This window comes from Cystobacter fuscus (assembly GCF_044360685.1).
Lineage (GTDB): Bacteria > Myxococcota > Myxococcia > Myxococcales > Myxococcaceae > Cystobacter > Cystobacter fuscus_C.
The window spans coordinates 5,731,871-5,757,446 of the sequence record NZ_CP043491.1 but is presented as its reverse complement, the minus strand read 5'-3'; the positions used below and the strand labels follow the sequence as shown (position 1 = coordinate 5,757,446).

The 25,576-nt window shown below is 69.3% G+C and carries 22 protein-coding genes; 13 read left to right on the top strand and 9 right to left on the bottom strand.

Going from position 1 to position 25,576, the window contains the following annotated elements; translation table 11 throughout:
* Positions 1-2,178: a xanthine dehydrogenase family protein molybdopterin-binding subunit gene (locus F0U63_RS23600; protein WP_395848166.1), complete on the top strand. Its 2,178-nt coding sequence runs from the start codon at positions 1-3 to the stop codon at positions 2,176-2,178.
* Between the two features lie 77 nt (positions 2,179-2,255).
* Here the strand turns inward: F0U63_RS23600 and F0U63_RS23595 are convergent, their stop codons facing one another.
* The 4 genes from F0U63_RS23595 to F0U63_RS23580 form a co-directional block, all read right to left on the bottom strand.
* Positions 2,256-2,873: a hypothetical protein gene (locus F0U63_RS23595; protein WP_395848165.1), complete on the bottom strand. Its 618-nt coding sequence runs from the start codon at positions 2,871-2,873 to the stop codon at positions 2,256-2,258.
* A 7-nt stretch (positions 2,874-2,880) separates the two neighbouring features.
* The gene (locus F0U63_RS23590) at positions 2,881-4,287 is read right to left on the bottom strand and encodes a hypothetical protein (protein ID WP_395848164.1); all 1,407 of its coding nucleotides are present in this window, start codon (positions 4,285-4,287) and stop codon (positions 2,881-2,883) included.
* 482 nt (positions 4,288-4,769) lie between these two features.
* Positions 4,770-6,935: a diguanylate cyclase gene (locus tag F0U63_RS23585; RefSeq protein ID WP_395848163.1), complete on the bottom strand. Its 2,166-nt coding sequence runs from the start codon at positions 6,933-6,935 to the stop codon at positions 4,770-4,772.
* A 4-nt stretch (positions 6,936-6,939) separates the two neighbouring features.
* Positions 6,940-7,215 carry a septum formation initiator family protein gene (locus F0U63_RS23580; RefSeq protein ID WP_095987753.1) on the bottom strand — a complete coding sequence of 92 codons (276 nt, stop codon included), beginning with the start codon at positions 7,213-7,215 and terminating at the stop codon, positions 6,940-6,942.
* Positions 7,216-7,373: 158 nt separating this feature from the next.
* On the opposite strand from F0U63_RS23580, the gene F0U63_RS23575 reads away from it, so the two are divergent.
* Positions 7,374-9,200 (top strand): hypothetical protein, encoded by a 1,827-nt coding sequence (locus F0U63_RS23575; RefSeq protein WP_395848162.1) that lies wholly within the window; start codon positions 7,374-7,376, stop codon positions 9,198-9,200.
* Positions 9,201-9,212: 12 nt separating this feature from the next.
* On the opposite strand, the gene F0U63_RS23570 is transcribed toward F0U63_RS23575, so the two are convergent.
* Both F0U63_RS23570 and F0U63_RS23565 read right to left on the bottom strand, forming a co-directional pair.
* Positions 9,213-9,737, bottom strand: coding sequence for a peroxiredoxin family protein (locus tag F0U63_RS23570; RefSeq protein ID WP_395848161.1), 525 nt, complete (start codon positions 9,735-9,737; stop codon positions 9,213-9,215).
* The gene (locus F0U63_RS23565) at positions 9,734-10,177 is read right to left on the bottom strand and encodes a Fur family transcriptional regulator (protein WP_198316076.1); all 444 of its coding nucleotides are present in this window, start codon (positions 10,175-10,177) and stop codon (positions 9,734-9,736) included. The genes F0U63_RS23570 and F0U63_RS23565 overlap by 4 nt, the downstream gene beginning before the upstream one ends.
* Before the next feature lie 225 nt (positions 10,178-10,402).
* Between F0U63_RS23565 and F0U63_RS23560 the strand changes: the two genes are divergently transcribed.
* The 4 genes from F0U63_RS23560 to F0U63_RS23545 all read left to right on the top strand — a co-directional run bounded on the left by F0U63_RS23560 (position 10,403) and on the right by F0U63_RS23545 (position 13,619).
* The gene (locus F0U63_RS23560) at positions 10,403-11,617 is read left to right on the top strand and encodes a hypothetical protein (protein WP_395848160.1); all 1,215 of its coding nucleotides are present in this window, start codon (positions 10,403-10,405) and stop codon (positions 11,615-11,617) included.
* Between the two features lie 14 nt (positions 11,618-11,631).
* Positions 11,632-11,985, top strand: coding sequence for an FmdB family zinc ribbon protein (locus tag F0U63_RS23555; RefSeq protein ID WP_395848159.1), 354 nt, complete (start codon positions 11,632-11,634; stop codon positions 11,983-11,985).
* 293 nt (positions 11,986-12,278) lie between these two features.
* The gene (locus tag F0U63_RS23550; protein ID WP_395848158.1) at positions 12,279-12,875 is read left to right on the top strand and encodes a hypothetical protein; all 597 of its coding nucleotides are present in this window, start codon (positions 12,279-12,281) and stop codon (positions 12,873-12,875) included.
* A 15-nt stretch (positions 12,876-12,890) separates the two neighbouring features.
* Positions 12,891-13,619 carry a hypothetical protein gene (locus tag F0U63_RS23545; RefSeq protein WP_395848157.1) on the top strand — a complete coding sequence of 243 codons (729 nt, stop codon included), beginning with the start codon at positions 12,891-12,893 and terminating at the stop codon, positions 13,617-13,619.
* A 59-nt stretch (positions 13,620-13,678) separates the two neighbouring features.
* Here F0U63_RS23545 and F0U63_RS23540 read toward each other — a convergent pair whose 3' ends face one another.
* The 3 genes from F0U63_RS23540 to F0U63_RS23530 all read right to left on the bottom strand — a co-directional run bounded on the left by F0U63_RS23540 (position 13,679) and on the right by F0U63_RS23530 (position 16,107).
* Positions 13,679-14,986, bottom strand: coding sequence for a PQQ-dependent sugar dehydrogenase (locus tag F0U63_RS23540; protein ID WP_395848156.1), 1,308 nt, complete (start codon positions 14,984-14,986; stop codon positions 13,679-13,681).
* A gap of 41 nt (positions 14,987-15,027) precedes the next feature.
* Positions 15,028-15,765, bottom strand: a complete 738-nt coding sequence (locus F0U63_RS23535; RefSeq protein ID WP_395848155.1) for a PHP-associated domain-containing protein — start codon at positions 15,763-15,765, stop codon at positions 15,028-15,030.
* 66 nt (positions 15,766-15,831) lie between these two features.
* On the bottom strand, positions 15,832-16,107 hold the full coding sequence (locus tag F0U63_RS23530; protein WP_002620895.1) for a hypothetical protein: 276 nt from the start codon (positions 16,105-16,107) through the stop codon (positions 15,832-15,834).
* Between the two features lie 223 nt (positions 16,108-16,330).
* Here F0U63_RS23530 and F0U63_RS23525 point away from each other — a divergent pair, with 223 nt between their 5' ends.
* The 7 genes from F0U63_RS23525 to F0U63_RS23495 all read left to right on the top strand — a co-directional run bounded on the left by F0U63_RS23525 (position 16,331) and on the right by F0U63_RS23495 (position 25,470).
* Entirely contained in the window at positions 16,331-16,537 is a 207-nt protein-coding gene (locus F0U63_RS23525; protein WP_395848154.1) for a hypothetical protein, read from the top strand.
* Positions 16,538-17,037: 500 nt separating this feature from the next.
* Positions 17,038-19,038 (top strand): alpha-1,4-glucan--maltose-1-phosphate maltosyltransferase, encoded by a 2,001-nt coding sequence (locus F0U63_RS23520; protein WP_395848153.1) that lies wholly within the window; start codon positions 17,038-17,040, stop codon positions 19,036-19,038.
* A 17-nt stretch (positions 19,039-19,055) separates the two neighbouring features.
* Positions 19,056-20,714, top strand: a complete 1,659-nt coding sequence (gene treS, locus F0U63_RS23515; protein ID WP_395848152.1) for a maltose alpha-D-glucosyltransferase — start codon at positions 19,056-19,058, stop codon at positions 20,712-20,714.
* Positions 20,711-22,048, top strand: coding sequence for a phosphotransferase (locus F0U63_RS23510; protein WP_395848151.1), 1,338 nt, complete (start codon positions 20,711-20,713; stop codon positions 22,046-22,048). The genes treS and F0U63_RS23510 overlap by 4 nt, the downstream gene beginning before the upstream one ends.
* Positions 22,045-24,246 carry a 1,4-alpha-glucan branching protein GlgB gene (gene glgB / locus F0U63_RS23505; RefSeq protein ID WP_395848150.1) on the top strand — a complete coding sequence of 734 codons (2,202 nt, stop codon included), beginning with the start codon at positions 22,045-22,047 and terminating at the stop codon, positions 24,244-24,246. Before F0U63_RS23510 ends, glgB begins: the two co-directional genes overlap by 4 nt.
* 102 nt (positions 24,247-24,348) lie before the next feature.
* Entirely contained in the window at positions 24,349-24,852 is a 504-nt protein-coding gene (locus tag F0U63_RS23500) for a DoxX family protein (RefSeq protein ID WP_395848149.1), read from the top strand.
* Between the two features lie 57 nt (positions 24,853-24,909).
* On the top strand, positions 24,910-25,470 hold the full coding sequence (locus F0U63_RS23495) for a hypothetical protein (RefSeq protein ID WP_395848148.1): 561 nt from the start codon (positions 24,910-24,912) through the stop codon (positions 25,468-25,470).
* The last annotated feature ends 106 nt before the right edge of the window (positions 25,471-25,576 follow it).

The window sequence follows — 25,576 nt, the reverse complement described above, 5'->3', positions numbered from 1 at the left end:
ATGGGAAAGCCTCTCACCCGACTGGATGGGGCGGACAAGGTCACCGGCAGGGCGCGCTACGCGGCCGATCAGCCGCTGCCCGACGCGTTGCACGCCGTCTTCGTGACGGCGCCCATTCCCGCGGGACGCGTCACGTCCATCGACACGGCCGAGGCGCTCGCCCACCCGGGTGTCGTCCGCGTGCTCACCGCCCGGGACATGCCCCGGCTCAAGGCCGCCTCCTCGCCACCCGCCGCGAGTGTCTTCATGCCTCTGCAGGGGGATGAAATCCGGCACGAGGGACAACCCGTGGCGCTCGTGCTCGCCGAGACGTTGCAGGCGGCCGAGCACGGTGCGCGGCTGGTGCGCGTCGGCTACGCGCCGGGCGCGTTCATTCCGCAGGGGGCCGGGGAGCCGGTGGAGCCGCGGGAGAGCGGCTACATCATGGGCCCCGCCGACTTCGCCAAGGGAGACCTCGACGCGGGGCTCGCCACCGCGGCGCTGCGGCACGAGGCGCGCTACACCCAGCCCAGCCGCCACCACAACCCCATGGAGCCCTGCGCCACGCTCGCGCGATGGGACGGCGATCAGCTCACGGTCTTCGATTCCGTGCAGCACATCGGCGGCACGCAGGGCACGCTCGCGGAGGCCTTCGGCCTGAAGCCCGAGCAGGTCCGGGTCATCTGCCCGCATACCGGGGGAGGCTTTGGTTGCAAGGCCTACACCTGGCCGCACGAGTTCCTGGCGGCGGCGGCGGCGAAGGTGGCCGGGCGGCCGGTGAAGCTCGTGCTGACGCGCGCGCAGATGTACGCCAACGTTTCCTATCAGCCGCGGGTGGAACAAACGGTCACGCTCGGGGCGACGTCCGAGGGGCGGCTGACGGGCATCGGGCAGGACGTCATCAACCAGACGAGCGTGTCCGACGACTACGTGGAGTACGCCACCGAGGCGGGCCGGGCGCTCTACGCGACCCCTGCCCTGCGCACGTCCCAGCGGGTGCGGCGGGGCCACGTCAACATCCCCAGCCCGATGCGCGCCCCCGTCGAGGGCCCGGGCTCCTTCGCCATGGGCTGCGCGGTGGACGAGCTGTCGCGCCAGGTGGGCATCGATCCACTCGACTTCCGGCTGCTCAACTACGCGGAGAACGATCCGGCGGATGGCAAGCCCTGGTCGTCGAAGAAGCTGCGCGAGGCCTACGACGAGGGATCGCGGCGCTTCGGCTGGCGCACGCGCGCCAAGGGAGGAACCCGCGAGGGCGACTGGCTGCTCGGCTGCGGCATGGCGGACTGCACGATGGGGGCGTTCCGCTTCGGCTCGTCGGTCCGGCTCCGGCTCCGGGCGGATGGCACGGCGCTGCTGGAAGGCTCCAGCGCGGACATCGGCACCGGGGGCCTGACCGCGCTGCCCCAGATTGCCTCCGAGTCCCTGGGCATCCCAGTGGAGGCGGTGACCTTCACGGCCGGCGACTCGCGACTGCCCACCACGGGGCCCACCTATGGCTCCTCGACGATCGTCTGCACAGGCTCGGCGATCCTCGACGCGGCGACGAAGATCCGCGAGCAACTGGCGCGAGCCGCTGACCTGCGACCGGAGGAACTCGAGCTCCGGGACGGCAGGGTGCGCCGCAAGGGAGGAGGCGCGGGGCGGCCGATCGGCGAGGTGCTGCGGCGGGCCGGGCTGAGCGAGCTGGCCGCCGAGGGGAAGTTCGCGCCGAATGGAGAGGCCGTGAACATGAGCGGCCTGGGCACGCCCTACGCGATGCGGACGTTCGGCGCGGTGTTCGTCGAGGTGGCGGTGGATCCGGAACTGGGGCTGCTGCGCCTGCGGCGGATGGTGGGGGCCTACAGCGTGGGCCGCATCATCAATCCGCGCACGGCGCGCTCGCAGATCATCGGAGGGATGATCTGGGGCTGGGGTATGGCGGCCATGGAGCAGAGCGAGCACGAGCCGAAGCTCGGCCGGTGGCTGTCGAAGAACCTGTCGGGCGTGGCCATTCCGGTGAACGCGGACATCCCCTCGGCGCTCGACGTCATCTTCGTGGACGAGTTCGACGACAAGGTGAGTCCCCTGGGGGCCAAGGGACTGGGAGAGATTGGCGCCACCGGGGTCTCCGCCGCGATCGCCAACGCCGTCTACGACGCGGTGGGCATCCGGGTGAGGGAGTTGCCCATCACGCCGGACAAGCTGCTGGCCCGGTAGGGGCTCTCGAGTCCGTGCGCTGAGTGCCTCCGCACCGGCGCACGGTCTCGAGGTCCCAGCGCGAACTCGCGCCCGCCCTACATGAAAATCCCGGGGGCTGTCTCCAGGGCGGCGCGCAGCTCCTCAACCGTCGTGTCCATCTTCTCGGCCACGGTGGGCGCGTGCCATGTGACTGCGGCCGTGTCCTTGGTCGACTCGCAGACCACCTCGATGGTGACCCGGCCGACCCGACCGGGCCAAGTGTGCTGGCGCAGTTCCGCCGCGTGCTTGAGTGGTTCCAAGAATGTGAAGCACGGCCAGCGAGGCAGGCGAATCGTGCTCATGTCGCAGTTGTAGAAGGCGCATCCGTTGAGACGGGCCTCGGAGAAGTCGCAGTCCTCGATTCCACCAGTCATCCACCTGTCGTCCACGTCCTCGCGGAAGCCGAAGTCGTTACCGCCGAAGTGACCCTTGAACCTGCACCCCTTCAACTTCATTGGTGCCCACGGCAGGGTCTTCAGCTGGCTCTTCGCGTGAATGGTGCAGTCGATCAGGTTTCCCGACACCAGGTGCAGCCACCGCGCCGAAATGTTGGTGACCAGCGTACAGCCCCGAAGCGTGACGTCCGGCCCGAGCCAGTAGATGGCCTTCTTGTCCGTCAGCTCCAGCCGCTCGCCCACAATCTCTCGATGCTCGTAGTGAATGTTGGGAGTCACGCGGCCCTCAGAAGAAGATCATGCGGAAGAAGGTGCTCGCCATCCGGCGCCCATGCAGCGCGAAGTTTGACTCCGTACCAGACAGGATCTCGTAGTGGTAGCTCTGTCCACCTGGACCGGTGACGTCTACGCCTCGCTGGTTCCAGGATAGGTGCGGGAAACGGTTGGCTACCTGTCTCTCGACCCACCGCCCACGAGCCTGACGCTCGAGCAGATTCGCCCGGTGCTCCTTTCCCGCGTCCCTCATGGCCTTAATCGCGTCTCGCTCCTCCCTCGAGAGTCTCGCCTGGGACCATCTCGCCGCCTCCTCCCTCACGACCGCCTGCAGTTCGTCGCCGAGCCTGTCCTCCGCCGGAATGTCCTTGTAGCTCCTGCCTCGCGGGAGGTGCCAGCGCTCGCCGCTGCTGAGGATGACCTGCTTGTTGCCACCACGGTGCTGTATTGCGATGGTGCCTGAGTGCCCTCCAGCTGCTCCTGAGCTGCCACTCCTCGTCAGGACATTGATGGCAACCGCCGCCTGCGGGGACGTGAGAACGACAAGGGCGCGGCTCTGCTCCACCACCACCTCCACCGCGGCGGCTTCCTCCATGGCCACCGCCACCGAGCCTTCCATGCCCTGGGCCGCCCACTGCGCCTGCACCTGGTTGAACCTCGGCAGCGAGCGCAGGTGCGTGGCCACCTCTCCGAGCGTCCGCCCGGTGAGGGTGGCCACCCCAAGAATGAGGGCGCGAGCGGCGTTCGTGCCGATGCGCTTGCCAAAGGCCTCGCTGGCGTCGCGCAGCTCCTCGAACGTGGTGGCCTCGTGCGCCGCGTGCGCCATACGGGCCCACCCGTCCATGAGGCCCCACATGGCGTCCACGCCCAACCAGGCCAGCAGCACCACCGACAGCGCGGCGGCCGCTGCCTTCGTGCTCGGCTCGGGTAGCAGCCAGAGGGCCAGGTACAGGCCCGCGGCCCATACCAGCGAGGAGAGCAGCGCCTGAGGGCTGAGCTCGCGCCCGAGGGCCGCTCGCGTCTCGTCAAACACACCTCCGAAGGCCAGGGCGAGCGCCAGGGTGCGCCTGTCGTCGGTGCGCAGGTAGGGCCCATCCGTGAAGAGGCCCAAGCAGTCCCCGCCGCCCCGTGGCTGACACCACCGCAGGTACTTCGCCTTGAGCGCCGCCTCGGCCTCGGGGACGAGCGGGCCCTTGTCGGTGAGCGGCACCAGAGTGAGCACCTTGTCCCGGTACACCTCGGCGAGCAGCTCCTCCTCGGGCAGGGCCTGGAGCAGCCCCTGGGCGGCCTCCTGGGGCGTCCCGTGCACCTGATGGCGCTGGAGGAGTTGCGCCACCGCGCGCTGGTACTCCTCCCGCGTGACGGCCACCACCCGCGTGCTGCCGCGCGCCTCCACCTCGGCCGCGTACACGACAAGCACCGGCTGCAGCTCCCTCGGCGCCGCTCGTGCCTCGCTCTCCACGGCCTCGCCACCTGCCCGGCCGCCCCCGGTCTCCCTGCTTGACGCGGGCCCCTGCGACGCGCAGGCCGCGTGGAAAATCAGGACAATGAGCGAGAGGGCCCCAGCCCGCGCCCAGGGCGGCGGGCCTCGCCTCCGTGCCTCGAGCTGCGTACCGCCGCCCTTCCCCGCCCCAGGACTCCGGTTTTCATTCGCCATAGCGCTGGCCTATCCCCCAGGTGAAACAATCCTGGAGGATAGGATGCGGGATGCCCAACCATACAGGGGGGCGCAGATGCCCGGGGGGCTCAGTCGTCTCTGCCGCCCGCTCCTTGTGAGGGTCGCTGGCCCCGTGACCGCGAACCGACAGGGAGGCGAGGTTGCGAAAGCCAATGACTTTCAGGGATGTCAGCATGGGTATCCCCAGGACACCTCAACCCTCACTCCCCGTGAATCACCTCGCCCTACCCCTCGGCGGCCTGGAGCTTGCGGCCCCCTTGCGCCTCGGCCACGGTGACGGACTGGTTCCGGCCGTGGCGCTTGGCGTAGTACAGGCACTGGTCCGCCTGCTCCACCAGCACCAGCTTGTCCACGCCGTGGTCCGGCGCCGTCGCGATGCCCAACGACAGCGTCACCTTCAGCGGGCCCATCTCCGTCTGGAACACCTCGGCCTTGATGGCCTCGCGGATCCGCTCGGCGATGACCTTGGCGCCCTTGGCGTCCGTCTCCGGCATGAGGATGGCGAACTCCTCGCCGCCGTAGCGCGCCACGATGTCCGTGTCGCGCGCCTGCTGCTTGAGGATGCGCGCCACGCCCTTGAGCACCTGGTCTCCCGTGAGGTGGCCGTACGTGTCGTTGACGCTCTTGAAGTGGTCCACGTCCGTGAGCACCAGCGAGCACTTGCGCCCGTAGCGCCGCGAGTGCGCCAGCATCTCGTCCGCCTTCGCCTGGAAGGTGCGGTTGTTGTACAGGCCCGTCATGCCGTCCGTCGTCGCCATGCGCTCCATCTGCTCGTAGAGCTGGGCGCGCAGCACCGCCTGCGCCGCCTGGATGGCGATGACCTCCAACATCCGCAGCACGTCATGATCCAACGCCGTCTTGCGCCGCGAGCCCGCCACCAGCGTGCCGAGGATCCGGTCTCCCGCCGTGAGCGGGAAGATCTTCAGCGCGGCGAGCCCTCGAATCTGGCTCTCCTCGTCGAAGATGACCTGGCGGTCCATGGCCTTCAAATCCCGTCCGGGCAGCGGCGCGCCGTAGCGCACCACGTTGGCGACCAGGCCGTTGTTGTCCGGGAAGGTGCGGCCCTCGAGCGCCTTGCCCGCCGCGCTCACGCCGAGCATCCGCGCCACCTTGTGCACGCGCTTGCCCTCCACCTCGCTCACGATGGTGACGGCGCTGAAGTCCAGCCCCGCGAGCTGCCGCGCGCTCTCCAGCACCGCGAGGAACACCTGCTCGGGGCTGCCCGCGCGGTTGAGCTCCTCGATGGCGCGGAAGAACCTGTCCTTCTCGTCGCGCGTCTTGCGGATGTACGACATCACCCGCTCCACCTCGATGGAGCGCAGCACCTCGGCGGCGATGGTGGTGAAGAGCTTCTCGTCGTCATCCGAGAACGGGTTGTGCGTGAGCCGGTCCGCCACGAGCACGCCGCGCACCAGCCCTCCGCCCTCGATGATGGGCACGGCCAGCACCGCGCCCACCGTGGGCGCGCTCCCGTCGTACCAGGTGATGCCCTTGAGCCCGTGCGCCGAGTGCATCCGCACCGGGGCCCGGCGCTTGAGCACTCCGCCCAGCACGCCCTCGCCCGCGTTGAAGCGCTCGCGCTGCACGTGATCGCTCGCGCTGCGGCAGTCGTAGAGCTTGAGGCCCTTGTCGTCCGAGGTGAGCAGGAAGGCGGCGCAGGTGTTCGTCTTGAGCGCCGTCTCGGCGATCTCCAGCGCCGCGCCCACCGCGCCCTCGATCTCCTTCACCGAGGCGACCAGCCACTTCTCCTGATCCTTCTCGTCGGGAGGGTTGTCGTGGGCGCCGGAGCTGACGAGGCGGAAGGTGCGGGCGCGCTCCTCCACTTCCTTGATGCGCTTGTCCACCGCGGCGTTCTCGGCGCGGCGCGCGGCGGCGATGCGCGCGGCGAGCACCAGGTGGTTGAGGACCGCGAAGAGCGACAGGAAGAGCGTGTGGGTGAGGAAGGAGGACAGGCCGCCGCGCTCGGGGCCGCCCAGGGTGAGCAGCGCGTCGAACGCGAGCGCCACGGCCACCAGCGCGAGGCTGGCGCGGTGCGGCAGGAAGGCGACCAGGCACGCCATGAGCAGATAGACGAGCGGGAAGAGCTCGCCGCCGGCGATGGCCACCACGATGTAGGCCGAGGCGAGAAACACCGCGCCCAGCTCCAGGTCGTCCTGGAGGAAGAGCGGCGCGCCCACGGCGTCACGGGTGAAGCGCCGCCAGCCGATGACCCCGAGTCCGGCCAGCAGGAAGAGCACGAGCCCGGCCTCGTCCCAGCCCAGCGAGTGCAGGCTCCGGAAGCCCCCGCGCGCCAGGTGGACGAACGTGGCCAGCACCGCCCCGATGGGCACGGCCCGCACCGCGAGGCGCGGCAACTTGAGGACGGCGGAAAGTGCCGGGTGCGAGGTCATGGTGTTACTCCAGGTGGAAGACGATCTCGCCGGGTTTGATGTAGCCCAGCTCCTCGCGCGCCGCGCGCTCGAGGGCGGAAGGGTCGGTGCGCAGCGCGTTGATTTCACGCCGCAGGGCCTCGTTCTGCGCGGTGATGGCCTGATTGCGCTCGTGGATGGCCTCCACGTCCTGGCGCAGGCTCAGGTAGCGGCGAAAACCCTTCGCATCCGCCGCCGAGACCACGGTCAGGAGGGCGGCCACGCACGCCGCCACCGCCAGGAGCTTTCGCCGCACCGTCATGAGTGCGCGGAAGGTACCAGTGGCGACCCCTCCGGCAAGAAATCCGCTCCAGGGCTGTAGCGGGCCCCGCGCTCTTTCTCCCCGAGGACACTCCTCGCACATGGAGCGGGTCCGCGCCCCCCGTCCTGTCAGCATGACGCTTCCCGTCCACGCGCCGAATGCCGACCTTCTTCCCCGTGTCCCTCCCCCGCCCCAAGGTCCGGTGGCGCCGCGTGCTCCTCGTGCTCGCGGGCGCGCTGCTGCTCTTCCAGGTGCTCGTCAACGTCCTGCTCGCCACGGGAGGGCTGGCCGGACTGCTCAACCGCCTCATCCCCCGCACCGAGCTGCGCTGGCGCCAGGCCTGGTCCTTCGTGCCCGGGCGCGTCCACCTGCGCGACTTCTCGCTGCGCCGCGAGGAACCCAATAACGCCGACTGGCGGCTCGACATCGATCGGGTCTGGGTGGACGTGTCGCTCACCGGGCTGCTCCTGCGGCGCTTCGAGACGGTGTCCGTCGACGTCCGGGGAGTGCGCGCCCACATCCACACCGTCACGCCGAAGAAGGGCGAGCCGCCCCCACCTCCGCCCCCGCGCGAGAAGGCGCCCTGGCGCATCCACCTGAAGGACGTGCGGGTGCACGGGGTGCACGAGTTCGTGTGGAACGGCGCCCGACTCACCGGCATCACGCAGGTGTCGGGCAACCTGGATCTCCAACCCGGCGAGCGCATCCTCATGGAGGACGCCCGGGTGTCGCTCGGGCCCGGCGAGCTGTCCATCGACGAGGACACGGTGGCGCACGTGGAGGGGGGCACGGCGGGCGCCACCCTCGAGGTGCGGCGCCAGGAGCCGGAGGGGCTCGACATCATCACCGGCCTGACCGAGGGGAGGCTCCAGCTCACCGCCCGGGTGCCGTCGGCGAGCGCGTTCCGGAGGCTGGTGCCGCGGCTGGCCGACCTGCACATGAGCGGAGGCGCGGGCCGGGTGGAGGTGGACCTGCACGTGAAGGAGGGCCGGGTGGCGGCGGGCACCTCTCTGAAGGGAGCGGGCGAGCCGCTGCGATTGCCCGTGGGGCCCCTGGTGCTCAAGGCCCCGTGGCGCTTCGCCTCGGACGTCTATACGCGGGAGGACGGCGAGCAGCGGCTGGGCTTCAAGCTCACCCTGGGGCCCGCGCGGCTGGAGGGAGGACAGGGCCCGGCGGTGGGCATCCCCGAGGTGGCCCTGTTGATGAGCGCCCGGCCCCCGCGCCTGGGCTCGGCCCTGCCGGATGTGCACCTCCAGGTGCAGGCGGCGCGCAGCGAGCCCGTGGAGTTGCGGCTGCTCAACGGATGGATCGGCCCGTCGTTCCAGGTGGAGTCCGGGCGGGCGCTGCTGGAGGCCTCCTCCCATGCCAGCCCCGAGAAGGGACGAGGCGAGGCCCACCTGTCGCTGAGCACCGAGGGGCTCCGGGCGCACTGGGGAGGCGCGACCCTGGGCGGGCGCGTCCTCCTGGACGTGGATGCGTACAAGCTGGCCTTCCAGCGCGACGCGGTGGTGCTCGACGGCAGCCAGTTGCGGCTCGAGGAAGTCACGGTGCGCACCGGCGGGGACGACGCGCGCGGCTGGGACGGCACCCTCGCCTTCCCCGAGGCCACGCTCGCCCTGTCCCCGCCCTCGTTCCGGGGACGCTTCACGGGGCGCTTCTCCAACGCCGTCCCGTTCATCGCCCTGCTCACCCACCAGGGGGTGCTGCCTCGAATTCTGTCCCCCTTGCTCGCGGCGAAGGATCTGGAGCTGTCCGGCACGCTCTCGCTCGGCGAGGCGGGTGTGAAGGTGGAAGCGCTGCGCGCCCGGGGCCAGGGGCTCGACGTGCGGGGCCGGGTGTCGAGCACGGGCGGCGTGCCGAGCGCGCTGATGTTGGTGAAGCTCGGCGTGCTGCCCGTGGGCGTGGAGGTGGGCGCCACGGCCTCGCTCCAGCTGATGAATCCCCAGAGCTGGTACACCCAGAAGACGGGCGAGCCGGTGGAGTGAAGTCCCGGGGCCTCAGCGCTTCAGCAGCGCCTGGACCGCCTCGGACAGCGCCCCATGGCCGGCCATCCCCTGCCAGGCGCCGGCCACCTGCCCCTCCCTGTCCAAAAGGAAGGTGGCGGGCAGCGCGGGGATGAGCCCGAAGGCGCTCTGGCCCTGCTGCAGGGCTGTGTCGGACACCAGCACCGGGAACTCGAGCGCGTACTGCTCGGCGAAGGGGGCCAGGGTGAGGGCTCCGTCGAGATCCAACCCCACCAGCACAACCTGGAAGCCCTCGGCGCCGTGCTCCTTCTGGAGCGCCTGCAACGTGGGCAGCTGGGCCAGGGAGGGAAAGCTCCACGAGGCGAAGAAGGACACCAGCACCACCTTCCCCGGCAGGGCGCGCCAGTTCCAGGGCGCCGGCCCCACCGCGGGCAGCCACAACGCGCGCAGGTAGGGGGAAGTGGCAGCCTGTCCGGGCAGCGGCTCCTGGGGTGCGTGGTGACAGCCGGCCAGGGCGAGCACCAGGGCGAGTCCCAACGCCCGGCCCATGCGCCTCATGCCTCGCTCTTGGCCTTGCCGCCGCGCTGGCAGTTCCGGCACAGCCCGTACAGCTCCATCTTGTGCGACGTCACCGTGAAGCCGTGCTTGCGCGCCACGCCCTCCTGCATCTGCTCGATGCGATCATCCTCGAACTCGACGATGGTGCCGCAGTGGGTGCAGATGAGGTGATCGTGGTGGTGGCGTCCCGCGGCCGCCTCGTAGCGCGTCTGCCCGTCACCGAAATTGCGAGCGTGGGCCAGCCCACACTCCCCGAGGAGTTTCATCGTCCGGTAGACGGTGGCCACGGACACCTTGATGTCCTGCTCCCGGACCTTGTTCCACAGTTCCTCGACGGACAGGTGCCCCCCCACCGAGAAGAAGGTGTCGATGATGAGGCTGCGCTGCCGGGTGCTTTTCAACCCGTGCTGCGCCATGTAGTGCTGTAGCACCTCGTCCATATTCCGGTTCAAAGCTCGCCTGCCTCCCGAGCCACCACGCGGCCCTCATGGGTCACAAGGTGTGCACCCGTATGTGCGGGATGCACTCCCTTCTGCTCAGGTGTAGTACCGACTTGCAACATCCACGGACTGTTTAGATTGGCGTCCGCCGGATTCATTGACACCCGTCCGCCAGCGAAGATAGAGGCACCCGGCCTCGTAAACGAGCATTTTTCCGCGATTTTCATGAACCGTCCCTGGCAGAGACAACGGCAACCCGATGACGTGCCCACCCCCGTGGCGGTGGCCGTCTCCGACTACTGCCGGCGAGCCCATTCGCCTGCAACCCCCACCGAGGTCCGTGAGGCGCTCGCCTTGCTGGCCGAGTCGGACGACTTCCGCGTCCGTACCTTGACGGATGCCGAGCCCGGGGCCACGCCCCTCGGGCCCTTCGCCGTGATCGATGTCCTCCAGGGCACAGCCCCCGAGCTCGCCGCGACGCGGCAGGGCTGCGGCTACTACGACGTCGTGCGCGAGCTGGCCCGGGTGCACGAGGAGAAGCGGCCCCCCGCTCCCCCTCCCGCCCCCGAAGTGCCCTCCTTCGCCCTGCCGCCCTCGCGTCCGGTGCCGGCGCCCGTGCCCGCCCGGCCGGAGGTGGCCCCCGCCTCGGCCGGAGAAACGGTCCAGTCGCGCATCGCTCCGCGCAAGCGCCCGGCCGCCGAGTCCCTTCCCCCCGATGCCGACGAGCAGGAGTCCCCCAGCTTCCTCAAGAGGGATCTGCCCAAGCCCCGTGGCCGCTTCACCCGCATCGAGGCGCCCAAGACGAGCTACCAGGAGCTGCTGCGCCCCACCGGCAAGGACGCGCTGGAGGCGCTGGTGGAGGCGAGCGAGCACCGCTTCGCCCTGCTGCGCAACCTGGAACAGCAGTACAACGGCGCGCGCGGCGATCTGACGCTGGACGAGGTGGAGGGCGCGCTCAAGGCGCACGGGCTCCTGGAGGCCCTCAAGCGCCGCGAGCAGACGTCCCTGCTGTCCGCCTTCACCGAGCACCGGGGCGCCTCGGGCCGGGTGGGCTGGGCGCTGGGGCTGAGCCCCTCCGAGCTCAAGCTCGTCGAGAACCGCGCCGGCATCGCCAAGGAAGTCGAGGAGGTGCGCGAGCGCTTCCGCCGCGAGGCCCTCACCGCGCGCAATCTCACCCAGAAGCTGGATCTGCTCGGGCGCGAGAAGTACCTGCTCGACCTGGGTATCAAGAAGCGTTTCACGGACATGCTGCGCCGGGAGCTGGAGCTCCTCGTGCGTGATGATCTCCCGGAGGCCCCGTCACTCACCGCGCTCGCGGAGGCGGTGGGACGCAAGCATGGGGCCCCGTCCGAGCTGGTGCTCCGCGCGCTCGAGCGCCTGGGCGTGGCCGAGGCCCTGCGCAAGCGGACGCCGGATTCCACCCCTCCCTCCACGACCTAGAAAGAGGCCCGTCAATGCCCATCTACGAATACGCCTGCGGTTCCTGTGGAAAGACGATCGACGTGCTGCAGAAGGTCAGCGATCCGACGCCCGAGAAGTGCTCGGCCTGTGGCACCCAGAACTCGCTCAGCCGCGTCGTCAGCCGCACCAGCTTCGTCCTCAAGGGCGGTGGCTGGTACGCCGACCTCTACGGCTCCACGAAGAAGGACGGCGGCTCGTCCTCGTCGAGCAGCAGCAGCTCGTCCTCGTCCAGCAGCACGTCCTCGAGCGACAGCTCCTCGTCCTCCGCGAGCACGTCATCGGGCGGCTCGTCGTCCTCGGGCGCCAGCAGCGCGCCCAGCACGCCCGTGGCGGCCAAGAGCAGCTGAGGGGCGGAAAAGTCGCGAGCCCGCGGGAGCGGGGGGAAACTGGGTCTCGTGCCCTTTCCCCCCTCCAAGCGTCCACCTCGCCGCTGCGTGCTCTGTGGCCATCCCGAGTTGACCGATGCCCGTGGTCTGGGCCGTTTCCTGCTGGTGCCGGACCCCGACGGCCGCGGACCTATCTGTCCACCGCTGAAGGGTTGTGGAGAGCAGCGCTCACGGCCTGACGACAATGCATCGTTGAGTTCCGGCCATTGAGGTAGGAAGGCGTCCTCACCGTAGTCCAACCGAGGTCGCTCTTCATGTTCGTCTCACTGTTGGTTGCTTCCCTGTTGGCCGTCACCCCCGTGGAGTCCGCCGCGTCCGCCGCGGATCCCTCGATCTCCTTCGCCCAGAGCGCCGAGGGCCGTCACGCCCGGCTGCTGGAGGGCGTGGAGCTGGCGGCCACCTTCAAGCCTTCCCAGACGCCGGCCCTGCGCCTCACGGACGCCCAGCGGCTGGCGCTGATGGACGGCCCCATGCTGCCCCTGGACACCGGTGGCGCGGTGAGCTCCGGCACCGAGCCCGTGCTCGCGCTCGTGCTGGGTCTGCTCATCGGCTTCGGCACGGGTCACCTCATCGCCGGTGACACCGGTGGCTTCATCCTGTTCCTGGTCATCGACGTGGCCATCATCGTGGTGGGCAGCGTGCTGAGCTCGCTCGTGGTGCCCTGGTTCTGGGGCCTGGGCGGCCTGGGCCTGCTCGCCTCGCACATCATCCAGGGCATCGACGCCTACCAGAAGGCGGGCGGCGGCCGCATCGTCGAGGAGACGCGCAAGCGCGCGGTGCTCGTGGCGGACGTCACGGGTGGCCGCGAGGCGCCCCGCGTCACCACCCGGGCCTTCGCCTTCTCCTTCTGACGCGAGGCCCCTTCCATGACACGACGCCTCGCTCTGTCCCTGCTCCTCCCCGTGCTCGCCACGGCCTGCGTGAGCCAGACCAAGCTCAGCGCGGAGGACCGCACGGCGCTCCAGCATGACCTGACCACGGGCCCGGCGGCGGTGCGCCACCTGAAGACCTCCAGCTACCTCACCCCCTTCTTCGGGGACGCCTCCAAGCGGCTGCTGACGCCCTACCCTCCCGAGGAGGTGCGGCTGCTCAACGACACCAAGGGCAACCCCATCAACCCCGGCCCGGTGCAAGCCCTGGTGCCCGCGGGCACGACGGTGCGGGTGACCAAGGTGGAGTTCCCCACGTCCTGGGCCATGGCGGAGCGGGTGCTGTACTCGCCCCGCACCCAGCCCTGGGTCTACCTGGACGTGGAGGGCGCGCCCGGCGCCCCCGTCATCCTCGTGCTCCGGCCGGGGATCGACAAGAAGGAGGATCTGCTGGCGGAGATGGATCGCTACCTGCCGCCGCAGGAGCCGCGCCTGGCCAAGCTCCCGGCGCGCTTCCAGGACGCCATCAAGCAGAAGCGGGTGCTGGAGAACATGCCCGAGGCGGCGGTGGAGATGTCCTGGGGTCATCCCGAGAGCATCCGCCGCACGCTGGAAGGCCAGCGGGTGAGCCAGGAGTGGATCTACCCCGGTGGCAAGCGCCGGGTGTTCCTCACCGACGGCGTCGTGTCCCGCGTCGAAGAGGGGAAGCCGGACGCGGCGAAGTAGGCCCGGCGCCCCCGCCCGACTCGCGCCGTCACCTCCGGGGGCGGCGCGAGCGGGTGTCGTCAGCGGCGGGGCGCGACGCGCCACACGGTGTTGCTCGAGTCATCCGCCACCAGCAGGGCCCCGTCGGGCAGCACCGCGAGCCCCACCGGCCGGCCATACACCTCGGACGTCTCGGGGTGGGCGATGAAGCCCGTCAGGAAGTCCTCGGGCGCTCCGCTCGGGCGGCCGTCCTTGAAGGGCACGAAGACGACCTTGTAGCCGGACAGCTCCGAGCGGTTCCACGAGCCGTGCTGCCCGATGAACGCCCCGCCCCGGTACTTCTCGGGGAAGGCGCTGCCCGTGTAGAAGGCGAGCCCCAGCGAGGCGGTGTGCGCGCCCAGCGCCACGTCCGGCACCAGCGTCTGGCTCACCAGGTCCGGCCGCTGTCCGGCGAGCCGGGGATCCTCGTTGATGCCGAAGTAGGCGTAGGGCCAGCCGTAGAAGCCCCCCTCCTTGACGCCCGTCAGGTAGTCCGGCACCAGCTCATCCCCGAGGTAGTCGCGCTCGTTGACCACGGTCCACAGCGTGCTCGTGCCGGGCGCCCACCCCATGCCCACGGGGTTGCGCAGGCCGCTCGCGTAGACGCGCTCGCCGCTGCCATCCGGGTTCACCTCCAGGATGTTCGCGCGGCGCCGCTCCTCCTCGATGCCGTGCTCGGCGACATTGCTGGCGGAGCCCACCGACACGTAGATCTTCGAGCCGTCCGCGTTGGCCAGCAGGTTGCGCGTCCAGTGGTTGTTGTAGCCCCCGGCGGGCAGCTCCAGCAGCTTCTGGCCCTGGGCCTCGATGGAGGTCCGCCCCGGCTCGTACGGATAGCGCCAGAGCCCGTCCGTGTTGGCGACGTAGAACCGGTCCCCGAGCAGCAGCATGCCCAGCGGCTGCTTCAGCCCCTGCAGGAAGACTTCCCGCACGTCCGGAGCCCCATCGCCGTCGGTGTCACGCAGGAGCGTGATGCGGTTGGCGCTGTCGCCTATCTGCTGGGACTCGGCCTTGCCGGAGCGCTGGGCCTCGCGGAGCGCGCCCTGGCTCTTGGGCTCGGTGCTGGCCTCGGCCACCAGCACGTCGCCGTTGGGCAGGACGTAGAGCCAGCGGGGATTGCGCAGGCCGTCGGCGTACTTCGTCACCACGAACCCTTCCGGAGCCACGGGCGTCCTGCCCTCCGGCCAGCCGATGACCCGGCTGTAGTTCTTCACGTCGTGGTTCGTATCGGGGGCGGGAAGCGCGGGGCCCGGGTTGCCGTCCGGAGTGCCATCCGGGTTCTGCGGGGAATGGGAGCAGGCGGCGAGCAACACCACGGCCGAAAAACACGCGTTCTTCCACTTCTTCATGAACACCCCTCCTCGAGTTGAAAGCTCGAAGGAGGTGGTGACTACCGGCGGCGGCGTCCACCCCCACCGCCCCCTCGGCGTTGCTGCTTGCCGGACGCACGGGCCGCCTGGGCCTCGCCGGGACGCGTGAGCCGGGGCAGCTCCCCGGCCATGACGGGATGGAAGTCGCCGGCCAGCAGGGCCGCCACGAGCTGCTCCTGCGTCTGGATGGGCGTCTTGAAGAAGGTGGCGCCGTAGCCCACCTCGTCCACCGTGGCGCGCGCGTCACTGCCCCCCGTGCAGGGCACCTTGAGCGCCTCGGCGGCTTCCACCGCCAGATCATTCGCCGTCTGCTTCACGCGGGCGTTGTACCCCTCCACCGCGCACACCAGCCCGCCGAGCGAACGCACGTAGTCCATGGCCGGGTGACTCGAGTCCCGGTCATACGGTCGCGCCGCGACGATGGCCGCGCCGAGCGAGCGCACCTTGGGCAGGCACTCGGCGGCGCTCCAGGGCTTCTCGCGGTTGCTGCCCCACAACTGCACCGGCTCGGGGGCGTTCTCCGGCTTCGGGAAGAAGCACAGGTACTGCCCTCGGTCGGTGATGAGCTCCAGCCCGACGAAGACCTTGACCTTGGCCTTGGCGCCGATCTCGAACAGCTCGTCGCATCCGTCCTGGGTGTTGGTCTCCGTGAAGGCCACTCCATCCAGGCCGAACATCGCGGCGCGATCCAGAACCGCGCGCGGGTCCAGGTCACAGTCCTTGGACAGGTAGGAATGCGCGTGCAAATCGATGAGCATGGGCGCCGCTCCCTAACAGGCTCCCGTGGGAGCTGTCGAGCCTCGGCGCACCCCGCCCCGCCCGATTCAGGCGAACGCATAGCCCTGGATGCCCGACTGCTTCACCTGGGTGTTGCGCTCCTCGTGGGTGCGGATGAGGTAGCCCATCAGCATCAGCGACGAGGTGTTCTCCAGCACCCGCGAGGGATCCTTGGAGATGAGGTTGGCGCTGTAGTTCAAGAAGAACTGGGCCAGATCCTCCCCTGCTTCCTTGACGATCAGCGCGTTGAGCGCGGCGGGATCCATCGTGCGGATCTCGTTGATGAAGTCGACCGCCAGGTCCTTCTTGGTCTTCACATCCATGATTTGCCCCCTTCGCCCATCCCCAACACGCCCGAAGGCCCTTCCCCCGGGCGCTGCGACTCACCGACTCCTGCAATCTAGGCACGCCCTCGCTGGGGGGAACCCCCGGGGGTCGCGATCACCACAGGGCAGCCCAGAGGTAAGCTTTTTTGACACCTATGGAGAGCGCGCGGTAACCTTCCGTACACTCAGTACAAAATCACAGCGCAAGGAGTGGAAGGCGATGTTCACGGGCGTGAAGGTGTTCTCCGCGACGAAGGCCAAGGAGCGGGAGGAGCTGGGCGAGAACGTGACCCGCTGGCTCAAGAGCAACTCGGATCTGGAAATCGTCGACCGGGTCGTCTGCCAGTCCAGCGACAACGAGTTCCACTGCTACACCCTGGTCCTCTTCTACAAGCACAAGTCCCAGCAGGCGCAGCCCCAGCCGTAATCGTCCGCTCCGTCTTCTTCCTCCGACGCGCGACCCGCCGCGCTCCTCCCCTCCCCTCTCTTCTCACCAGGGGCACGTCGAGGACGCGGGCCGTACCCCCTTCTTCTCCTGGACGTGACGTGGAGTTCCGAGGCCCCTCCAGGCTTCGTCCCGAACTCCTTCCCCGTCCCCCCTCCGCCTGAACGACACGCGCATGGTGCTCCCGCCCGCCTGACCTGTCAAGTCCGGCGCACGAGGTCATCTTCGAGGTCATGTCCCCTCCGCGCGGCGAGCCCCTGCCCTCCCCCTCTTCGCGAGCAAGTCTCGCGGGCTCGGCTGCCCGCTCACGCGGCGGGGCGTGGGGCGCGAACGAAGTGACGTGCGCGGGTGGGCACCTCGCCAGGGCGTTCCTAACGTTCACCAGCAAACGGGCCGGACGCTTGGAGCGTCCATCATCAACCCAAGGTGAAAGACGGCGTCGGCATCACGACGCGGAGACCTATAAGGGGCCGCCTCCATCTATGAGCGAAAGAATCGGAAGCACGGTCATCGAGAATGTGCGGCCGCAGTTGGACGCGGGCCGCTGGGCGGTGAAGCGGGTCGAGGGCGAATCCCTCGTCGTGCAGGCGGACATCTTCAAGGAGGGACACGATGTCCTGGTGGCGGTGGTGCGCTGGAGGCAATCCGCGCCCAAGCCCCAGGCGACGGAGTGGGCGGAGATCCCCATGGTGGCCAGGGGCAACGACTTGTTCGAGGCCTCGGTGCCGCTCTTGAGCAACGGCCGCTACGAGTACACGGTGGAGGCCTGGCCGGACTTCTTCGCCACGTGGGTGTCCGAGCTCAAGCGCAAGGTGGACGCGGGCCGCGACGTGAAGAGCGAGCTGCTCGAGGGCGCCGCCATGCTGCGCGGCCACGCCGAGCGCGCCGAGAAGGCCGGCAGTCCCGAGCACGCCCAGCGCTTCCTCGAGGCGGCGAAGCTCTTCGACGCGGGGATGAACCACCGCGCCATCGCCGCGGCCATGGATCCCACCCTGCTGCTGACGGCCTCGGCGTACGCGGACCGCTCGGTGTCCACGCGCTATGACCGGGTGCTCGAGGTCTTCGTGGACCGGGAGAAGGCGCGCTACGGCTCCTGGTACGAGTTCTTCCCGCGCTCGGCGGTGCGCGACGGGCGCACGCACGGCACGTTCAAGGACGCGGAGAAGTGGCTGCCCTACGTGCGCGACATGGGCTTCGACGTCATCTACCTGCCGCCGGTGCACCCCATCGGCCTCAAGGCGCGCAAGGGCAAGAACAACAGCCTCACCGCGGGCCCCGACGACGTGGGCAGCCCCTGGGCCATCGGCGCCGCCGAGGGCGGCCACAAGGCCATCCACCCCCAGCTCGGCACGCTCGAGGACTTCGCGCGCTTCGTGAAGGAGGCCAACACCCAGGGCATCGAGATCGCCATGGACCTGGCCTACCAGTGCTCGCCGGACCACCCCTACGTGAAGGAACACCCCGAGTGGTTCCTCCACCGGCCCGACGGCACCATCAAGACGGCGGAGAACCCGCCCAAGCGCTACGAGGACATCGTCAACTTCGACTGGCTCGGCCCCGCGCGCGACACGCTGTGGCCGGAGCTCAAGAGCGTCGTCATGCACTGGGTGAACCAGGGCGTGCGCATCTTCCGCGTGGACAACCCGCACACCAAGCCCATGCAGTTCTGGGCGTGGATGATCCGCGAGGTGCAGACCGAGCGGCCCGACGTCGTCTTCCTCGCCGAGGCGTTCACCCGCCCCAAGGTGATGAAGGCCCTGGCCAAGCTCGGCTTCCAGCAGTCGTACACCTACTTCACCTGGCGCAACTTCAAGCAGGAGATGGAGGAGTACCTGGAGGAGCTCACGAGCCCGCCCGTGTCCGACTACATGCGCGGCAACCTCTGGCCCAACACGCCGGACATCCTCCCCGAGTTCCTCCAGCGGAGCGGTCCCGCGGGCTTCCGGCTGCGCGCCGCCATGGCCGCCACGCTCTCGAGCGTGTGGGGCATGTACTGCGGCTACGAGTTCTGTGAGGGCACCCCCGTGGCGCCGGGCAAGGAGGAGTACCTCGACTCGGAGAAGTACGAGCTCAAGGCGTGGAACCCGGACGCGCCCGGCAACATCCGCGACTACATCGCCCGGCTCAATGGCATCCGCCAGCGCCACCGCGCCTTCCAGCTCTACGACAACCTGCGCTTCTTCCGCTCGGAGAACGACCAGGTGATGGCGTATCTCAAGCGCACCCCGGACGGCACGAGCCAGGTGCTGGTGGCGGTGAGCTTCGATCCGTACAACGCGCAGGAAGCCGTGCTGCACGTGCCCCTGGAGGAGCTGGGGATCGCCCCCGACGAGACGTACCAGGTGCATGAGTTGATGACGGATACGCGCGGCTTGTGGCAAGGACCCACGGCGCACGTGCGGCTCACGCCCGAGCAGCCCGCGTTGATCTGGGCCATCTACCGCTTCCGCCGCAGTGAGCAAGCGTTCGACTACTACGAATAAGGCCAAGGCCCCCACCCATGACCCAGACGGACCCGCTCTGGTTTAAGAAAGCAGTCATCTACGAGCTCCACATCCGCGCCTTCCATGACTCGAACGGCGACGGACACGGGGACATCCCCGGGCTCATCGAGAAGCTGCCCTACCTGCAGGACCTGGGCGTCACCTGCCTGTGGCTCCTGCCGCACTATCCCTCGCCCCTGAGGGATGACGGCTACGACATCGCGGACTTCTACGCGGTGCACCCGGACTACGGCACGCTCGCGGACTTCCAGCGCCTCATCGACGAGGCGCACAAGCGCGACATCCGCATCATCAGCGAGCTCGTGGTCAACCACACGAGCGACCAGCACGCCTGGTTCCAGGAAGCGCGGCGCGATCCCAAGAGCCCCAAGCGCGACTACTACGTCTGGAGCGACACGGACGACAAGTACAAGGGCGCGCGCATCATCTTCCTGGACACCGAGCGCTCCAACTGGACGTGGGATCCGGTGGCCAAGCAGTACTTCTGGCACCGCTTCTTCAGCCACCAGCCGGACCTCAACTACGACAACCCCGAGGTCCAGGAGGCCATGCTGGACGTCATGCGCTTCTGGCTGAACATGGGCGTGGACGGCTTCCGCTGCGACGCCGTGCCCTACCTGTTCGAGCGCGAGGGCACCAACTGCGAGAACCTCCCGGAGACGCACGCCTTCCTCAAGAAGCTGCGCAAGACGATCGACGCGGAGTACCCGGACAAGATGCTGCTCGCCGAGGCCAACCAGTGGCCCGCCGACGTGCGCGTCTACTTCGGCGACGGCGACGAGTTCCACATGGGCTTCCACTTCCCCGTGATGCCCCGCCTGTTCATGGCGGTGCGCCGCGAGGACCGCACGCCCATCGTGGAGATCCTCCAGCAGACGCCGGACATCCCCGAGAACTGTCAGTGGGCCATCTTCCTGCGCAACCACGACGAGCTCACGCTGGAGATGGTGACGGACGAGGACCGGGACTACATGTACCGGGAGTACGCCACGGATCCCCGCATGCGCATCAACCTGGGCATCCGGCGGCGGCTCGCGCCGCTCATGGACAACGGGCGGAGGCGCATCGAGCTGATGCACAGCCTGCTGTTCACCCTGCCCGGCACCCCCGTCATGTACTACGGGGATGAGATCGGCATGGGGGACAACATCTACCTGGGCGATCGCAACGGGGTGCGCACCCCCATGCAGTGGACGAGCGATCGCAACGCGGGCTTCTCGCGCGCGGATGGCGCGCGCCTGTTCGCCCCCGTCATCGCCGACCCGGTGTATGGCTATCAGAGCATCAACGTGGAGGCGCAGGAGCGCACGCGCTCGTCGCTGCTCAGCTGGGTCAAGCGCCTCATCCGCGTGCGCCAGCGCTACCCCGCCTTCGCCATGGGCCAGCTGCGCTGGCTCAATCCAGACAACCGCAAGGTGCTCGCGTTCATGCGCGAGTACGAGGGGCAGTCCATCCTCATCGTCTGCAACCTGTCGCGCTTCGCGCAGCCCGGCGTGTTGGACCTGCGCGACTGGGAAGGACAGATTCCCGTGGAGCTCATGGGCGAGACGCCCTTCCCCATGATCTCCAGCCTGCCCTATCAGATAACCCTCGGCCCCTACATGTTCCTGTGGTTCCGCCTCGAGAAGCCCGCTCCCGGGAGGGGATTGCCATGACGGCACCAATCGATCTGACGAAGCTCCCGGACTACCTGCGCGGCCAGCGCTGGTTCGCCGGCAAGGCCTGGCCCATCAAGTCCGTGTCCACCGTGGACCACGTCACCGTGGACCTGCCCGGCGACCGCTCCTTCACCCTCGCGGTGGTGGAGGTCGTCTACGAGTTGGGCTCGCCCGAGCGCTACCTGCTGCCCGTGCTCCCCTCCGAGGAGGGCGTGAAGGACGCCTTCGAGGACGCGGAGGTGCTGCGCGCCCTCTTCCAGCTCATCCGCGAGAAGCGCGAGCTGCCCAGCGCCTCCGGCAAGCTGGTGGGCGAGTGGCTCGACACGCCCGAGGGGCTCATCGCCCTGCCCTCTCCCCTGCCCGTGCGCCGGCTCCAGGTGGAGCAGAGCAACACCTCGGTGGTGGTGGGCGAGCAGCTCATCCTCAAGGTCATCCGCAAGCTCGAGGCCGGCATCAACCCCGAGTACGAAGTGGGCCGCTTCCTGGCGACGAAGACGTCCTTCCGCGCCACGCCCACGCTGCTCGGCGCGTTGCAGTCCGAGGGGCCCGCGGGCGCCACGCTCGCCGTGGTGCACCGCTTCATCCCCGACGTCACCGACGGCTGGCGCTACACCCTGGACTGCTTCCGCCAGGGCCCGCGCCTGACGGACGCGTTCCTCAAGGATCTGCGCGTGCTCGGCGAGCGCCTGGGACAGTTGCACCACGCACTCGCCTCCAACACGGAGGATCCGGCGTTCGCCCCCGAGCCCCTGCACGCCGAGGACGTACAGCGCTGGAGCGCCTCCATCGTGGGGGAGATGGGCGTGACGCTCAGCCAGGCGGCGCGCCACTCGCCCGAGCTGGAGAACCGCCGCGAGGATCTCATCGGCCATGCGCGGCAGCTCGCGCACGTGCCGCCCTCGGGGCAGAAGATCCGCATCCATGGCGACCTGCACCTGGGCCAGGTGCTGCGCTCGGGAGGCGACTGGCTCCTGTTCGACTTCGAGGGCGAGCCGGGCCGCAGCTTCGCCCAGCGGCGCGAGAAGTACTCGGCGCTGCGGGACGTGGCGGGCATGCTGCGCTCCTTCGACTACGCCGAGGCCACGGTGCAGTTGGAGGGCCAGCCCGAGGGTGAGCGCCTCCAGCCCGCGCGCCAGGCCTTCCTGGAGGGCTACCGCGCGGCCACCGCCGGGGCGGCCTTCCTGCCGCAGAGCGAGGCGAGCTTCACCTCGATGCTGGGCGCCTTCGAGCTGGAGAAGATGCTCTACGAGGTGCGCTACGAGCTACAGAACCGGCCGGACTGGGTGCGTATCCCCGTCCAGGCCCTCATGAGGATGGAGGTCCGCAAGTGAAGAAGCCAAACGAGCGGCAACAGGTGGACGCGGAGCTGCAGCAGATCGTCGAGTTGCGGCACCCCGAGCCCCACCGCGTGCTGGGCATCCACCCGGATGGAGACGGGGTGGTGGTGCGCACGTACCGCCCGGACGCGGTGGGAATCCACGTCCTGCCGGAGTTCGGCGGACGCATCCCCATGACGAAGCGGGTGGACGGGGTGTTCGAGGCGCGCGTCAACGGCAAGACGGACGCCTTCAACTACCAGGTGGAGGTGGAGTACCCGGGCCAGAGGACGTTCACCCTGCGCGACCCCTACAGCTTCCTGCCCACGCTGGGAGATCAGGATCTGTACTACGCGGGCGAGGGCCGTCACGAGCAGCTGTGGAAGCGCATGGGGGCCCATCCCGTGCACCACAACGGCATCCACGGCGTGGCGTTCGCGGTGTGGGCGCCCACGGCCTCGAGCGTGTCCGTGGTGGGTGACTTCAACAGCTGGGACGGGCGGCTGCACCTCATGCGGCGCATGGGCTCCTCGGGCATCTGGGAGCTGTTCGTCCCCGAGGTGGGCGAGGGCACGCGCTACAAGTTCGAGATCCGCACCGGCCACGGCGGCCACCGCATCCTCAAGGCGGACCCCTTCGCCTTCCGCACCGAGGTGCCTCCCGCCACGGCCTCCGTGGTGCACAACCTGGATCAGTACCAGTGGACGGACGGGCAGTGGATGCAGGCGCGCGCCCACAAGGACGTGCACCGCGAGCCCTGGGCCGTCTACGAGCTGCACCTGGCCTCGTGGCGGCGGGTGATGGAGGACGGTGACCGCTCCCTCACCTACCGGGAGATGGCCACCGCGCTCGTCGACTACGTGAAGAAGATGAACTTCACCCACGTGGAGCTGATGCCCGTGGCGGAGCACCCCTTCGGCGGCTCCTGGGGCTACCAGGTGGGCAACTACTACGCGCCCACCGCCCGCTTCGGCCACCCGGATGACTTCCGCTTCCTCGTCAACCACCTGCACGAGAACGGCATCGGCGTCATCCTCGACTGGGTGCCCGGCCACTTCCCCCGGGATGCCCACGCGCTCGGCCAGTTCGACGGCACCGCCCTCTACGAGCACGCGGACCCCCGCCAGGGCTCGCAGCCGGACTGGGGCACCTACGTCTTCAACTTCGGCCGCAACGAGGTGCGCAACTTCCTCATCGCCAACGCGCTCTTCTGGCTCGAGGAGTATCACATCGACGGTCTGCGCGTGGACGCCGTCGCCTCCATGCTCTACCTCGACTACAGCCGCAAGGCGGGCGAGTGGATCCCCAACCGCTGGGGAGGCCGCGAGAACGAGGAGGCCATCTCCTTCATGCGCGAGCTCAATGATCGCGTGCGCGCGAAGTTCCCCGGCGCGGTGATGATCGCCGAGGAGTCCACGGCGTGGCCCAAGGTGAGCCAGCCCACGCAGGAGGGCGGCCTCGGCTTCCACTTCAAGTGGAACATGGGCTGGATGCACGACACGCTGATGTACTTCAGCAAGGATCCCATCTACCGCCAGCACCACCACAACCAGCTCACCTTCGGCCTGTTGTATGCCTTCAGCGAGCACTTCATGCTGCCGTTGAGCCATGACGAGGTGGTGCACGGCAAGGGCTCGCTCTACGGGAAGATGCCGGGGGACGACTGGCAGAAGCGCGCCAACCTGCGCGCCCTGCTCGCGTGGATGTGGGCGCACCCGGGCAAGAAGCTGCTCTTCATGGGCGGCGAGTTCGGCCAGCCCCACGAGTGGAACAACGACAAGAGCCTGGACTGGCACCTGTTGGACAACCCGGGCCACGCCGGCATCCAGTCCATGGTGGGCGACATCAACCGGCTCTACCGCTCGCACCCCGCCCTGTACGACGCGGACAACGAGCCGCTCGGCTTCCAGTGGATCCAACCCGACTCGGCCAGCACCAACGTGCTCGCCTTCGTGCGGCGCTCGCGCCAGCCCGGGGGCCACGTGGTGTGCATCGCCAACCTGTCGCCCACGCCCCGCGAGGAGTACCGCATCGGCTTCCCCCGGCATGGCAGCTACGTGGAGCTGCTCAACACGGACGCCGGCGAGTACGGCGGCTCCGGCATGGGCAACAAGGGCCGCATCCACACCGAGCCCCAGGGCTGGGACGGCCAGGACGCGTCGGCGGTGCTGACGCTGCCCCCGCTGTCCGTGCTCTGGTTCACCCCGGGGTAGGCGTCCCCCGAGCCTGCCCCCCGCTCGCTCCCCCGCCCCGGCCCCGTTGCCGCGGCGCGGGGGGATGAGGACGCTATCCGGACCACGACTCCGGAGGGCAGGATGACGACGACCACGACCGCACTGCTGCAAGGGCAACTGGCCCACCACTCGGCACTTCCCCTGCGGGCCACGTTGGGCTCGGCGATGCTCTACCACGGCATCACCAAGCTCCAGCCCGAGGGCCTGGAGCAGACGTCGCAGGTCTTCGAGAAGCTGGGCATCAAGCCCGGCCGCACCTGGGCGCTGCTGACGGGGTGGACCGAGGTGGCCGCCGGGGTGCTGTCCCTCCTGGGCATCGGCACGCGCGTGGCGGCGGTGTCCGTGCTGGTGACGCAGGCGGTGGCCATCGCCAAGGTGCATGGCCCCAACGGCTTCGACATCCAGCAGGGCGGCTACGAGTACAACCTCTCCCTCATCGCCGCGGCGTTGGGCCTGCTGCTGGGTGGCCCCGGGGGCCTGTCCGTCCACGAGGCGCTCCAACCGCGGAAGCTCTCGCGCCTGGCCCGGCTGCGGCGGCACACGGTGTCGCCCCGGCGCGAGCTCCTGACGCAACTGTTCGCCTGAGCGGGCGGTAGAGTAGGAGCCCTCTGCCTGGGGGCTTCATGACGTCACGGGTGCTCAATGCGCGCTGAGGCCCGGGCGCACGGGTGGGTGGCACTGCTGGCGGCAGTGCTGCTGTCCACCGGCTGCGTCACGCTCTCGGGCGAGGAGCTCGCGGACGTGGTGGCCAGCGCGGGGCCTGTCCCCCAGGAGCGGCCCTCGTGTGGAGGTCAGGCCGTGCCCGCGGGCTGGCCCGACTTCTCCTCCCACGACAGCCAGGCCCTCCTCGCCCCCTTCCTCGCGTGCAGCTCGCCCGCGGAATACGTCGCCCTCCAGGAGCACGTGGACATGCCCCGGCTGGTGGAGTCGCTCACGGACTGGGATGCCGTGCGCCTGGGCTCACTGGGGCCCGTGCGTGAGGACGCCGCCGGCCTGCTCAACCGCAAGCGGCTCTCCTTCCTCCTGCTGGCCACGGACAAGTATGGCGTCGCCCCGCCGAGGTGTTCGTCCGCTACCTGCTCGACTCGGCCCATGACGAGGAGCTGCGGGAGCTTCTCTTCTGGCTGGCCCGGGACAAGCGGCTGGAGACCACGCTGGGGCGGATGGCCCGAGCCCGTGCGGAATTGGAGGCGCGCGGCCTGAAGCTCTCGGCGCGTCCGGACAGGGACTTCCAACCCGGAGACCTGCTGCGGGGGCGGGCCGCGCCGTCACCGACCTGCTCACCCACGAGCAGCAGAAGAATGCCTGG